Origin of the sequence: Flavobacterium denitrificans DSM 15936 (assembly GCF_000425445.1) — a bacterium.
GTDB lineage: Bacteria > Bacteroidota > Bacteroidia > Flavobacteriales > Flavobacteriaceae > Flavobacterium > Flavobacterium denitrificans.
The window spans coordinates 77,750-91,724 of the sequence record NZ_AUDL01000004.1 but is presented as its reverse complement, the minus strand read 5'-3'; the positions used below and the strand labels follow the sequence as shown (position 1 = coordinate 91,724).

General features: G+C 36.2%; 14 protein-coding genes. 3 read left to right on the top strand and 11 right to left on the bottom strand.

Annotated features, from left to right (window positions below; translation table 11 throughout):
- Positions 1–238 precede the first annotated feature (238 nt).
- The gene (locus H600_RS21710; protein ID WP_051234338.1) at positions 239–1,852 is read left to right on the top strand and encodes a helix-turn-helix transcriptional regulator; all 1,614 of its coding nucleotides are present in this window, start codon (positions 239–241) and stop codon (positions 1,850–1,852) included.
- A gap of 26 nt (positions 1,853–1,878) precedes the next feature.
- Here the strand turns inward: H600_RS21710 and H600_RS0100405 are convergent, their stop codons facing one another.
- From H600_RS0100405 to H600_RS21695, 11 genes are all read right to left on the bottom strand, one after another.
- A complete protein-coding gene (locus tag H600_RS0100405) occupies positions 1,879–2,589 on the bottom strand; it encodes a Cthe_2314 family HEPN domain-containing protein (RefSeq protein WP_026726931.1) in 711 nt (236 codons plus the stop codon).
- Positions 2,590–2,671: 82 nt separating this feature from the next.
- Positions 2,672–3,475: a hypothetical protein gene (locus H600_RS0100400; RefSeq protein WP_026726930.1), complete on the bottom strand. Its 804-nt coding sequence runs from the start codon at positions 3,473–3,475 to the stop codon at positions 2,672–2,674.
- 51 nt (positions 3,476–3,526) lie between these two features.
- Entirely contained in the window at positions 3,527–4,336 is an 810-nt protein-coding gene (locus H600_RS0100395; RefSeq protein WP_051234337.1) for a M12 family metallopeptidase, read from the bottom strand.
- Between the two features lie 30 nt (positions 4,337–4,366).
- Positions 4,367–4,972 (bottom strand): GNAT family N-acetyltransferase, encoded by a 606-nt coding sequence (locus H600_RS0100390; protein ID WP_026726928.1) that lies wholly within the window; start codon positions 4,970–4,972, stop codon positions 4,367–4,369.
- Between the two features lie 39 nt (positions 4,973–5,011).
- Complete coding sequence (locus H600_RS0100385; protein WP_026726927.1) at positions 5,012–5,455, bottom strand: hypothetical protein; 444 nt, start codon at positions 5,453–5,455, stop codon at positions 5,012–5,014.
- A 180-nt stretch (positions 5,456–5,635) separates the two neighbouring features.
- Complete coding sequence (locus H600_RS22440; RefSeq protein ID WP_051234336.1) at positions 5,636–6,667, bottom strand: phospholipase D-like domain-containing protein; 1,032 nt, start codon at positions 6,665–6,667, stop codon at positions 5,636–5,638.
- A 134-nt stretch (positions 6,668–6,801) separates the two neighbouring features.
- Entirely contained in the window at positions 6,802–7,272 is a 471-nt protein-coding gene (locus H600_RS0100375) for a hypothetical protein (protein WP_026726926.1), read from the bottom strand.
- A 75-nt stretch (positions 7,273–7,347) separates the two neighbouring features.
- A complete protein-coding gene (locus H600_RS0100370; protein WP_124020479.1) occupies positions 7,348–7,596 on the bottom strand; it encodes a hypothetical protein in 249 nt (82 codons plus the stop codon).
- Positions 7,597–7,616: 20 nt separating this feature from the next.
- Complete coding sequence (locus H600_RS21700) at positions 7,617–7,859, bottom strand: hypothetical protein (protein ID WP_035108209.1); 243 nt, start codon at positions 7,857–7,859, stop codon at positions 7,617–7,619.
- 140 nt (positions 7,860–7,999) lie between these two features.
- Positions 8,000–8,347: a hypothetical protein gene (locus tag H600_RS0100360; protein WP_026726924.1), complete on the bottom strand. Its 348-nt coding sequence runs from the start codon at positions 8,345–8,347 to the stop codon at positions 8,000–8,002.
- A 202-nt stretch (positions 8,348–8,549) separates the two neighbouring features.
- Positions 8,550–8,882, bottom strand: a complete 333-nt coding sequence (locus H600_RS21695) for a hypothetical protein (protein ID WP_051234335.1) — start codon at positions 8,880–8,882, stop codon at positions 8,550–8,552.
- Positions 8,883–9,536: 654 nt separating this feature from the next.
- On the opposite strand from H600_RS21695, the gene H600_RS0100350 reads away from it, so the two are divergent.
- Positions 9,537–12,566 (top strand): SusC/RagA family TonB-linked outer membrane protein, encoded by a 3,030-nt coding sequence (locus tag H600_RS0100350; protein ID WP_026726923.1) that lies wholly within the window; start codon positions 9,537–9,539, stop codon positions 12,564–12,566.
- Between the two features lie 12 nt (positions 12,567–12,578).
- Entirely contained in the window at positions 12,579–13,973 is a 1,395-nt protein-coding gene (locus tag H600_RS0100345; protein ID WP_026726922.1) for a RagB/SusD family nutrient uptake outer membrane protein, read from the top strand.
- Positions 13,974–13,975: the final 2 nt, after the last annotated feature.

The following is a 13,975-nucleotide window of genomic DNA, read 5'->3' as shown; positions in this document are numbered from 1 at the left end:
TATCGTTTTTCAGAAAATCGACACAGCTTTTTTGTGTCCGCTTTGTAGGTTTTTCCTGTTTTTATAGTATATTTGATATATTCATCACTATTTCGTTTGCCCCAACTCTCACTTTCATACTTATTGTATTAAATGGGGGTTCCTACCAATGAAAATAGCTTAAATCTAATCTATGATTGTAAGATATTTCCTTGCAATATCTTTATGCTTTAGTTATTGTATACACGCACAAAAGCATATGATTCAAATTCCTGATTCGTTAAAGAGTAAGGATTTCGACTATATATTTGATCGTATCGAAGATGGTAGTATAAGTGATGGTGCTAGATCAGTATACCTGATCTCATTTCTAATAAAGGCCAAGTCGGAGGAAAACTGGGAGGAACTTTCCAATGGCTATAAGAACTATATCTACTATGCCCCAGACCAGTCAAAACTTATCTACGCCGATAGTATGGTTTGGGCAGCTAAAAAATCAAACAACGATGAAATTATAGGATCAGCATACCTGTCAAAAGGCGTTGCTTACTATAGTCAAAAACGTCTCAAAGAGGCAATGGATATTTACTTAGTCGCCGACTACTACATAAAAAAAACAAATGATCCATACCTCATTCACAAAACCAAATATCAAATTGGGCAGATAAAACTTTATTTGGGATATTATAACGAAGCGATCGCACTTTTTAAAGAGTGCATCAGCTACTTTAAAGATTCCAATGTCAGGGCATACTTAAACTCTCTGCATGCATTGGGAGTCTGCTATAAAATGGTTGGCAATCATGGGCTTTGTACTGCTACAAATGAAATAGGTATAAGTGAAGGAATCAAAACCGGAAACCTCGACATGCAGTCCTACTTCATATTTTCAGAAGGAGTCAACCAATGCCTGATCCGCAATTATGCCATAGGCATTGAAAAGCTGCAAGATGCATTGCCAAACATTCTGGACAATAAGGACTTTTCCAATGAAATGGTGGGATACTTTTATATTGGAAAATGTTACTGGGGATTAAACAATAAGGAAAAGGCTCTGAGATACTTTAAAAAAGTTGACCAAATCTATATGAAACGGGATTTTATGCGTCCTGACCTGAGGGAAGCATATGAGTTTATGATTACTTATTACAAGGACAAAAATATGATCAAGTTGCAGTTACATTATGTTGAGAAATTACTTGAAATAGATAAGAAACTGCATCATACCTATACCTATCTTCAAGGAAAAATCCGTAAGGAATATGAAACTAAAGAGTTGCTGGCTGTTCAGCGTACGCTTAAGGGAAGGCTGGATCGGCAGAGCTATAAGAATCAGATATTGTTTTCTATCATTGGAGTAATGTTCATTGTCATAGTATACGGGATAGTTAATTATTTTAAAAATAAGAAGGAGGCTAGGATTAAGTATGAAGAATTGTTGCAAAAAATTGAAAACTCAGAAAAGAGTAAAGACAATAAGATAGATGAGCACGATTTTTCAATGAGCAAAGATGCCGAAGACGCAGTTTTAAACAGTTTGAAGAAATTTGAAAATAGTAAAAAGTTCCTTGAAAAGGATCTTAATCTTACTAAGCTGGCAAGCTACTTCAAGACCAACACTAAATATTTATCACTAATAATTGTTCGTCACAGAAATAAAAAATTCAATGAATATATTAATAGCCTTAAAATAGATAATATTGCCAAGAGGATTCGTAAGGAAAAAAATCTGCAGAATTATACCCATGAGGCACTCGCTGATGAAGCGGGATTCAGCAGTACCAGAAGGTTTGTAAAGGCCTTTGTAGCCGATACTGGAATAACGCCTAAATATTTTATTGAAGAATTAAAGAAGGAAGATTTTAGCGGATAATTTTTACCTTGTCGGCTTTGCAGGGATTATAATTTTTCCTTGTTAGAATTATACTCTTGATGTAATGTGTCTAACATCCGCAAAATTATTCCAAAGCACGCCTCATTATTTTCCGCGAACTGCAATTTTACTTTTTCTGTAAACTTTTTTAATGCCTGAGATCGTACATATTTTAATTTCTTGACCTCTTCAGCTGAGTTCCTTTCTATGTAACGTTCTGTTAACGTCGTATGATACAAAGTTTGCAGTCTATAAAGCTCTTTATTAGCGTAGGAATGTCTATGAACCACTGAATTTCTGTCGTTGTAATAATGGTTTAGAATTTGTTTAAGTTCCAAGTACAAAGTTTCAAGTGTTGAATCTTTTATTCTTGGATTACCAATGATTTTCTTATAATTGACTTTGCTCTCGTCAATTTTAAGATAGTATGCCATATTTATAAATTGAAGCAGCCTGTCAGTTACAGATACAACCCTGATCATATAATTTTCTACATTGTAAGTTAGATGATCGCCTCTGCTTATCGTATTTTTTTTATTATAGCCGAAATTATTTAAAAGTCCCACGGCATTATCCAGCTGGGATAGAAGTGATAAAAAGTGGACAAAATAAAATTGGGTATTATTTACGTAATATTCCAATTCGGTATAATTCTCTTTGTCGATATCCTTCAGGGTTAGGTCATCTCCAATTTCCAATGTAAAAGTATGGTTGTAAATCTTATCTAAACTGTTCATTTATCATTTATTTAGGATAGTTGCATGACGTTAGGCAAAAGTTTTGGTTTTAACTTTTGGTGAATGAAGATGAATTAATAATCTAAAATCCATCGTCAGGATATTTTATAAAGTCAACATGTTTCAGGCAGTTGCAAAGTGCATACATTATATTGGTCAGACGTTCATTGATTTTTAGAAAGACATAATCATTCTCTCCTTGCATTTCCAAAAATTCACCGTTCTTAAAAATAAAGGTAATGCGATCAAACTTGTAAACATAATCTTTCCCCTTATAATAGCCTGCTGAATGGGAAACGCAGTTTCTGAGCTTTGAACAGAACTCGATAAATTCTAAATCGCTCTTTGCATCTTCAGGATAGCAATCCTTATTAAGCTTGGATAGATATCTGAATTTTCTGGAAAGGGGAATAAAGGTGTTTTTCTTTAATTCAGATAATAGGTGCATTTTTTCTTCATCTGGCAAATTTTGACATAATCTGAGGATTTTAGAATTTAAGTCCTTTACCATACCTTCTAAATCTGCATCCGTAACAATATCTTCAAAACAAAATGAGAGTGTTGTTTCAAAATTGGTAAATGTATCTACAAACAGCTTTCTGTTTAACTCATTATGGTAAGCCCCTGAAAGCAGCTCATGATCAGCTATTTCATAAATTCTAGTTACGTGAGGCTGCAGTTCCAAAATGCTTGAATCAAATTTTATGGTTCTGTTTTTTATTTCCTGGCTGATCTTAAAGAATATTTTGCCATGATAAAACTCGTTGATAATGGAGTACAGGTTCTCAAAGTATGCCTTACGGACATCATTTTCCCTAAATTCAACGGTACGGATTATTGATTTAATTTTTAGGGTCAAATCATGAAGTTTGTTCAGATTTTCCATATTATTTTCTTGACCATGTATAAACTAAAATTTGTATATCTTGTTTTCATCTTATGAATGGAGCAATTCAGGGTACAGCTCACCTATATATTTTTTATCTGTTGCGGAAAGATCATAATTAAAAGGAAATGATTGTTTGTTTTTTGTAAATTCTGGCGGAAGATAATATCCCATTATGGAATCTCTATCCACTTCGGAATATCGGATTGTGGTTTTATCATATTCCTGAAAAACATTTTTATCAACATCTGCTTTTGACCAGCCATGTGTAAAAGCATAATAATTATACACTACATTTTTGTCCCAGTCCATTTTTATATCCGGGCTTTGGTGCTCGTGGATCAGTCCTAATGCATGTCCGAATTCATGTAGTACGACCTGCTTATATTCAGGCTCCGGCAGGCTGTCGCTGAGCCACCCAAAATTTATGGTTGCTTTATGTTTATCAACACCCAGTGCATCTGTGCCAATATAGGACCAGCTTCCCGTCGCATCGTAGCCAACCCTTATTTGAGCTTCATCTCTATTATCTGTTCTTTCAAATTTTATGCTGCAGTGCTCGCTCCAGATCGAGGCGTACTGGAGTACTCTCTGGTCTCTTGCCTTATCGCTGCCAAAAAAGAATACTTTTAATGTTTGGTTTGGACGCCAGAGTTTTCTGGTCTCAGCAGCCATTTCACTAAGATTTGTGAAATCACCAATTTGTGTTAAGAGATGCTGTTTGTGTTGGAATTTTTCCAGGACTATTTTTTTCTCATTGCTCAAAGATTCAACTTTCAGGTTGTCTGGTCTTTCTTTGAGCGCCAACTTCATTTCCGGGAAATTATTCTGGGTAAGTTTCTTTGTAAATTGTACTTTCATAATGTATTTATTGCCTGTTTTGAACTGGTTCTACTTTTTGTCTTCTAAGGATGTAGCGGCTGTAATTTCAACGATTTCTTCAAACTCTATAATTTCAGCTCCTCTGTTGACCATCCGCTTATAAAATCCAGGCACCATTTGAACTAAAAACAGCCTGTAATTATGTTTGGAGGCTATGATGAATATTTCCCTTATAATTTTTTTCCCAAAGCCCTTATGCTGCAGGCTGGGATCTATCAGGATGTTTGAGATTTCAATATTTTTTGATTCCCGATTTATTACAAGTCTGATCAACCTGCCACGGCTGTCCGTGGCTGACGTTTTCTCTTTTGTATAAAAATCGATCTCGTCTTGTGCGTTATAGTCACTGTAGGTGTAATTTTTCGACATCAGGGGGTTCAAATCAATGAATTTATAAATTGCATCTACAATATGATCATTTATAAAGTATTCATCCTTGCCGTCGATATGCTGGGTAATTTTTCCATCTTCAATGACATAAAAATTTCCATTGTCAAATTTCACGGTGGTAGAGCCGTCATCTTCTTTTCCCCTGTAGTGACCATTATATCTTAAAAGTCCATCGATTTCTTTTCCTCCGTGCAGATCCTGATCATATTTTTCTTCTATCGTCATAATTATATTTTTGTTTTTTAAGGTGGAAGTAAATAGTACTTATTTCAATTCTGCCAGGCGGTCCTTGTCCTTTTGGGAATAATTTCCCCATTCTCGGTCGTTGATTGAAAATAAGCCATCATCAATCTTATTTTGGTAATCATCTACCAGCACTTTTCTAATTGTATCAATAGTATCTATTTTAGAAAATGAATTGTCTGTTATATAGAGGTTTCCAAAATTTGTGTAAAGTTCAGCTGGCGATTCTTTATCGAAAATACCGATTACATACTCTCCTATATTCCCGCAGCTCTGGATTGAAATTTTTATCGGCAGGGATTCATCAATAATTTCAGATACAAATTCTTCCACAGACATTATCTCATCTTCCGGTGAAATTATTGACGTTGCTCCAAGCAGAAAAGGAATAGTCAGGCCATTGCTGAAATAGCCTTTGCCGTCAAAATGAGACAGCACTTTTAACCAGGGGGATTGATTTTCCATATATAGTTGTAGAGGTTTTATGACGTATGCCAGTTAGTGTATATATTATTTATTTATTATCTATAAGTTATTATCATTCAATATTGGAAAAACTGCCTTTAGTACATCAAAAATTTCTTTGGGCTCCGATAATGCGGCCACTAACATCCTTGATTCAGATAGCTGCTCACTCACTTAACATCAATTTTCTTTCTTATAAATATTTTCAATGGTAGTTTCATTCAAAAAAGGTGCGAAATTATTTATCCAGATATAATCTTCAATTACAATGTTAATATTCTTTAGTAATATCTCGCGAAGTTCCTGGCTGGTATAGATGGTTTTGAATTTTCTTGTATAATAATTCGTGAGCGCAATTTCATTGCTTTCAACGTCATTGGCAAAACTTTCGTAGTCAATTTTTTCGCTGTCGAAATTAGCAATTTCCTGAAGAGTTTGATAATTGAAGTTATTGATCTCGCTTAATTGATAATTTAGAATAAGTTCTTTTGTGATAGGCAGATTAAATTCCTGGGATAAATTGGAATCCAAATCTGGATACCCTTTAGACTTTTTATCACTAATCGTGTAAATTAGTTCTTTGTGTAGCTTAAATTTTGGGTTGAAGATCAGACCAGGCTCATAACTTATTTCGTTGTAAAGGCCATTTTCATGAGTAAAGCAATAGCCCAAATTAATTTGGTCTTTTAACTTCAAAAATAATTTTTGAGAAAAAGGATAGTACGTTGATATGAGTTTGTTAGCAAACTCAAAATTTTCAGACAGCACTTCTACATTTGGATCAATGTAATTTTTATCGGTAAAGAATTTAAAAATTCTCGTATAGAAGCCTGCAATGCGGGTATCTGTTTCAACAACGATATTTTCAAAATTTTGATTGGCCTTATTTGTATAATTGTAGGATCCTGTAATAAATGTCTCGTTGTCTATAATCGAAAACTTGTTGTGGTTAAATTTTGAAATGTGCTGACGCCTCACCTCAATCCCGCTTTCTTCAAGATTGTCCAGATGTAAATCAAAGAAGTACTTTTGGTTGACATCATTGTTATCAACCAAAATCTGAATATCCAGATTTTTGAATTTCTTTAAATCAATTAATTTTGATATTATTCTTTTATTGGTAAACCAAGCGACAACAATTGTTATTGAACTCTTTGCCTTATCAAAGTGTTCAAGAATAACCTGCTCAATGTTTTGCGTGAATACTTCCATATTTCTGTTAACGTTGCGCCTGTAAACGAAAACTGCTGGTGTAAGTATACTTTGTTTTCTCCTCCATAATAAATTTTGCAGTAAAACGGCCTTACTTTAAAACTTAAAGCTACTTTACTGGCGGATAGTTTATATTATAAATTTAAGAATAAGGATTTGAATCTGTTTCTTTCAATTTCTTTCTCTTCCTCTTCGGAATCTATATTTCCTTCAAGAAGAACCTCACTGTAAAATAACTCCATCTTTCTTAATAAATTTTCTAAAGCCATTTGCTCTGAAGGTGTAAAATACATTTTATTCTTTAAGATAAACCCACGTAATGTCTCTATTTTGCCATCTATCTCATATAGTTCAATGGGAGTGTTTTTACTCAGAACCGTTCTAATTGAATCAATAGAAACGTCCATCATGTTGTCTTTATCTACACAATCAGGATTTATATAGCTAGGGTTGACTTTTACTCTTAGTGATGTAGGCCCGACCCCATGTATTTCAGAATGTAAATCCGTATAGTTCCCGCAATGTGAGGTTTCAAATGTAATTTCATCGCCTTTGAATGCTCTGAAGAAATCCAGTGTTTTATCTAGTGTCAAATTATTAGCCATTATTTTGATGTATGTTTTTATTGGAATGAATAAAATTTAAATATGAATTCACGATTTTATATTCGCAGATACTTTCTAATTTTTGAAAGCACTAATTGTGAAAATTTCTCCCTGCTGGTCGAGTGATCCTATAGGAGAATAATTTTTTTGTGATAGGACAAAGTGCAGAAAGTTAGTTACAGTTACTCGTTCGTTATCGTCAGCAGTGCCTGCTTCTATATTACGAATTGAATTTGCTTCAGTCATGTTTTCAGGCAAAAGCTGAATCTTTACTACAAACCTTTTATTACCCAGGTTATTTTCATCAATTATTTGAAACTTCATAAGTTGTCGTTTAGTTGTTATTAGAGCATCCACTTAGCAAATGCAAGAGCTATTATTCCTAGAAAGATAAGAAGACCGCCTGCAAGGGTTAGCAGATTCTCCCAAAAAGGGGTCAGCAGGGAACTTCTATAATTTTTAAAACCTTCTCCTCCCAAAGAATTTCGACGATAGAATCTCCTTCTGCCAATAAAAAGTTTAAGGGCAATTCCTATAATTAGTGCTAAAACACCGAAAATAATGAGTACAGCATTATCTCTATTCATATAATCTCCTTTCTAAATAAACTACGTTTCAAAGCCTAGATTCTGGCAGTAATGAACACTGGGTTCTAATAACCAATAAACGAATTTACAAAAAAAATACATTGGGTTTTAATAAGTAAGAAGCGGTAAATCAGATGTTTCTATGAAAATGCTAAGTTTGTCATTTCGTTAATCATGGAGATTAATTCATCCACGGTCTGTGAATTTATTATATCAGACTTTTTTGAATTTTCCAGGATTTTAAGAACTTTGCTTTTCCCGTAGATTATAATTTGATCTCCCTGCCCTGGCGTATAATTAAAACCTCCATTGCTGAGACTTATATATTCAATTTTTGCAGGAAATTCAGTTTCTAAATCGAGTAAAACATATTCTTTCTTTCCTAACTGTAGTCGAATCTCACGGGCCATTTTCTCATCGCCCTTTAGTTCCGTTAGATACAATTTTGTGGTCTCCCTTTGAATTTTATTTTTTGATTTCCAATGCATGTCTTTTGCGTCTAGGTTTTAATTCCAGTGTTTAAGAACCAAAACTACAAAACAGCTTTTTTCTTTTTTTACGGTTTTCCGTAACCTTGATTAAAGATTGCAAAATACTTCATTTTCTGATGAAAATGTATGCGTATAAATACGTGTTTTTAGCACTATCTTTTGTGATAGAGAATGCTTATTGAGATTAAAAACGTAGCTGTTAAATATTATTCGTGCTTTTAGATTTGGATACAAAATCGTCATTGATTTTTGAACCGTGCTTTTCTTCAATAATTTTAAAGAAATCGGAAAGAGAAATCTTTTTATAAAAGCACATAATTGCTAGTGTTGACATAGGAATTCTATAGCCATCGACATCTCTTATCTTCGTGATAATATGCCTATGGACTCCTAAATCTTTACTTTGTTTATTTATTGATTTTTTCGGGTCAATCCAATTATTGGAAATAAAATTGCATACAAATTTATCAAGTAAAAATACTTTACCTGTATCGTCTAAATTTATTTTATTATTTCCGTTTTCCTTAGTCATAGTAGCAAAAAAAGAAATTATCTATAAATATTATTGTCACGATAGTGACAGGTTTGTAATATTTTAGTATGTTTGTAATTGATTATATATATTTGCGATACTTCTAATAAAAATATTTGAAGCATTCGCTTTGAACCCGCATCGGAAAACTGGTAATTTTTGTACGCGCGGGAAGATAAGTGCAAATGCTCACGCCTTAAAGGGCGTGGGCTCACTTATTCGCGCGTATGGGTATACCAGTACCTCCGATGCAGTAAGATGAGTACCCACGCTTCTTTTTTTGGTTATAACTCAACTTCTCAAAGCTACTTCACTATTGAAAGATCGCAGCGTCTTTGTTTAACCTATAATTGGTTTGCTTATGGTGTAGTCTTTACTTTTTATTTATAATGCCTGGCCCTGTACTGGTATCCTGCTGAATTAGTCGGGGGAAGGGTCGGGCTTATGCTATCAGCTTCGCCATTTACATTATCTGCAGGAGCGCAGACCTAAAATCCAATAACAGCTATTAACGTATTGAAATAATCAAAAAACCAAGTTATGCCTATGGTGAATTAATTAACAAGAAAAGCCTTCTAATACTCGTAGTGGAATATTCGTATAGAAGGCTAGAGAAAATCAAACTATTGTTCAATTTTAATCCTTTCTAAATTTATGAAAAATCTTTCATTTAACAAGGGCAGGCCTACCTGTCTTTGTATTTTTATTTTTGCCGTACTGCTTTCTAATCATAGTAATGCCACTGGACTAACGTTCAGAACCTACACGAAGCAGTTACAACATCAAATTACAGGTACAGTTACCGATGTCACTGGACCACTTCCAAGCGTGACGGTCATTGTCAAAGGAACTACAACTTCAGCCGTAACAGATGAAAAAGGCAATTTTTCAATTACGGCTAATTCAACAGACGTACTCATCTTTTCATTTTTAGGTTATGCCACACAGGAAATAATGGTTGGAAACCAAACTTCCATAATTGTGATATTAGCAGAAGACAGTACACAGCTTAAGGAGGTGACCATCAATGCAGGTTATTACAGTGTAAATGACAAAGAAAGAACCGGAAGTATTGCCCGCATTACATCCAAGGATATCGAAACTCAACCTGTAAACAATGTTTTGGCAACCATGCAGGGAAGAATGGCTGGTGTGGAGATAACACAGAACACAGGAATTGCAGGAGGTGGTTTTGAAATTCAAATCCGTGGACGTAACAGCATTAGGTCTGATGGCAATGCTCCTCTCTTTATCATAGATGGTGTGCCGTATTCATCAGAAGCCATCGGCTTTAGCGGGACTATGAGCGTGCTGAACACTTTTACAAGTCCCTTAAATAACCTGAATCCTGGCGATATACAAAGTATAGAAGTACTAAAAGATGCCGATGCCACTTCTATTTACGGATCGCGAGGCGCTAATGGTGTCGTACTGGTTACAACTAAAAAAGGTAAAGCAGGACAAACAACGGTTAACGTAAATTTTTCAAGCGGAGTGGCACAAGTAGCACATTTCATGGATCTTCTTAATACGAAGCAATACCTGACAGTTCGAGCTGAAGCATTTCAAAATGATGGCATTACTGAATATCCCGAGGGCGCTTATGATATCAACGGAACTTGGGATCCTAATCGTTATACAGACTGGCAGAAAAAATTATTAGGCAATAGTGCCCAAATTACAAACCTCAGTGCAGGTATACAAGGTGGCAGTGAATATACCCAGTTTTTACTATCTAGTAATTTTAATCATGAAACCACGGTCTTTCCGGGCGACTATGGATACAAAAAGGCTAATGTAAGAACAAGTATCTCACATCAGTCCAAGGATAAACACTTCCACTTGGATTTTTCAGGCGGTTATACAGTTCAACATAACAATCAGCCCCTTGCAGATCCAACACTCGAAGCAATAACCACTCCGCCAAATGCACCTGAAATGTATGATGCGCAGGGTAACATCAATTGGGAGAACAACACCTTTGAGAATAACCCTGCAAGAAACTTTCTGGGAAGCTCACAATCACAGACGTATGATTTGATTGCCAATATCCAGTTATCGTATAAAGTCTCGCAGGATATTACCCTTAAGACTAGTTTAGGCTATACGGACCTTAAACATCACGAGGCATCCGTTTATCCTTATACTATCTATCTGCCAAATTATGGGCTTGGCGCTGAATCTTCGGCCATTTATTATAATGATGTGGCACGTCGCTCCTGGATTATTGAACCTCAACTTAATTGGAAAAATTTATGGGGCAGGCTTCAGACTGACTTACTAGGAGGAGCCACTTTTCAAAGACAGGATAACGAGCAGATTGCCATGTCAGCATTAGGTTTCGCCCATAACAGCCTGATGAATAATCCCGCAGCAGCAACCTACCTTACAGTATCAGGCAACGATGAGTTCATATATAAATATCAGGCCCTTTTTGGACGTCTAAATTTGCAGTTGGATAATCGTTATATTGTAAATCTTACAGGAAGAAGAGACGGTTCTAGCCGCTTTGGTCCGTCAAATCGTTTTGCATGGTTTGGGGCAATAGGCGCGGCATGGATTTTCTCAAGCGAAGATTGGTTTGTTAAACAGGATGTCCTTAGTTTGGGAAAACTCAGGGCTAGCTATGGAATCACCGGCAATGACCAAATAGGTAATTACCAATATTTGGACAGTTATGGTACCTCGGGCAACAACTATCAGGGAATTCCGGGATTGCAGCCTAGCCGCCTGTACAATCCAGATTTTGGATGGGAAACCAATAAAAAATTGGAATTTGCCTTAGAAACTGGATTTTTACAGGACAAAATTCAATTCACTGCCGGCTGGTACCGTAATCATTCTTCGAATCAACTCGTAGGTGTGCCTATGCCTGGAACAACAGGCTTTCCTTCACTTCAGGCTAATCTTGATGCCACCGTAGAAAATAAAGGCATCGAATTGACACTACAGACGACTAATATACAGACCAAAGATTTTAGCTGGACCACGGATTTTAATTTCACATCAGTAAAAAATAAACTGCTATCCTTTCCGGGATTGGAAAATTCCACTTATTCTAATCAATATGTAATTGGACAACCCCTGAATATCATTAAGCTATTTCACTACACAGGGTTGGATTCACAATCAGGAATTTACACTTTTGAAGATATAAATGGCGATGGTTCTATAAATTCTCCAAGTGATAAGCATGTTTTGCTTAATCTCAATCCCAAATTTTATGGCGGCGTGCAAAATCAATTCCGGTATAAGAATTGGCAGCTTGACTTTTTGCTTCAGTTTGTAAAGCAGGACAATATTGATCCAAGAAAAATTATTGGTGTTCCGGGAGAAATGGGCAATAGATCGACACAAATTCTCGATCACTGGTCTGTTCCTGGAGATAGCGGTGCTGTGCAGCTTTATACAACAGGAGTAAATTCGGATGTAGAAAGTGCTTTCTTTAATTATGCAGCCAGTGATGCTGTAATTACAGATGCATCTTATATACGTTTGAAAAACCTTCAACTCTCCTATAACCTGCCTGCCAAATGGATAGGCAATACCAAATGCAGGCTTTATTTACAGGGACAGAACCTCTTGACCTTTACGTCTTTTAAGGGACCTGATCCTGAGTTCCGTGCTGTTGGAACATTACCTCCACTTCGAATCCTTACTATCGGCACACAAATAAGTTTTTAAAATATAGAAAAAATGAAAACAAAATTTTATAAAAACACGATGATAAAGGCTTCCTTAAGTCTTATCGCCATATTGCCCCTTATGGGAGGATGTGATAATTTTACCGAGACTGGCCTCACCCCAACGCAGCTTGACACGAATGCAGTATTTGAAAATTCAAGTACTGCTACAGCTGCCCTAACGGATGTTTATGCTCGCATAAGGGAAGCAAGCCTGCTTTCGGGAAAAAACAGCGGAACAGGATACCGCCTTGGTCTTTATGCTGACGAGCTCACCTGGTATGGCAGCACTGCTATTCAAACCGCATTTTATAATAATAGTGTACTTCCTTCTACAGCCGGTCTTGATGTTATGTGGAACAATACCTATTCACAGATTTATGCTACAAATGCTGTTATAGTAGGGGTAGCTGCTTCTCAAACACTGCAAGAATCCGACAAACAGCAATTAATAGGTGAAGCCCTTTTCATACGTGCTCTTGAACATTTTTATTTAAATCAGCTTTGGGGAGAAGTACCTTATATAACCACAACAGATTACCGTATCAATCGTATTGCAAGCCGGGTATCCCAAGCAGAATTCAACCAGAAATTAATAGATGATTTAGAGCAGGCTGCACAATTACTCCCCGATGCATATATCGACATTGATAGGGTAAGGCCCAATTCATTTGCCGCCCGTGCATTACTGGCAAGAGTATACTTGTATGCACAGCGCTGGGCAGAAGCGGCAAACGAGGCTTCAGCTGTCCTGAACCAGACTGAGCTTTATGTATGGGACACTGACCTGAGCCAAGTATTTTTAAAAGATAACGCTACCACGATCTTGCAGCTCAAACCAAGAAATGAAGGATTAAACACAGACGAAGCTTCCTCCTTTTACTTCAATTCAACACCCACTGTGGTAAGCCTGAGACTCGATTTAATTGCGGCCTTCGAAACAGGGGATCTTCGCCTAAGCAACTGGACACGTAAAGTCACCAATAATAACGGTACATGGTACCATGCCTACAAATACAAAGAGCGTACAAATACTGGGAGTTCTGTTGAATATTCAAAAATATTACGCCTCGCAGAGCAATATCTCATTAGGGCTGAAGCCAGGGCGCGTCAGGGCGAGCTTATTGGAGCACTTGAAGATTTGAATGTAATTAGAAATACAGCTGGTTTAGGAAATTGTCTGGCTGTATCTCAGGAAGAAGTTATTCAGGCTATCCTGAAGGAAAGAAGGGTCGAATTGTTTACCGAGTATGGCCATAGATTTATGGACTTAAAACGTTACAACCAGCTTGATGCTGCTTTGGAAACAGTAAAACCAGGATGGGATGCTACTAACAGGCTCTTGCCCATTGCGGAAAGTGAGTTAAGCCTGAATCCGAATCTCAAGCCCCAAAATCCGGGTTATTAATT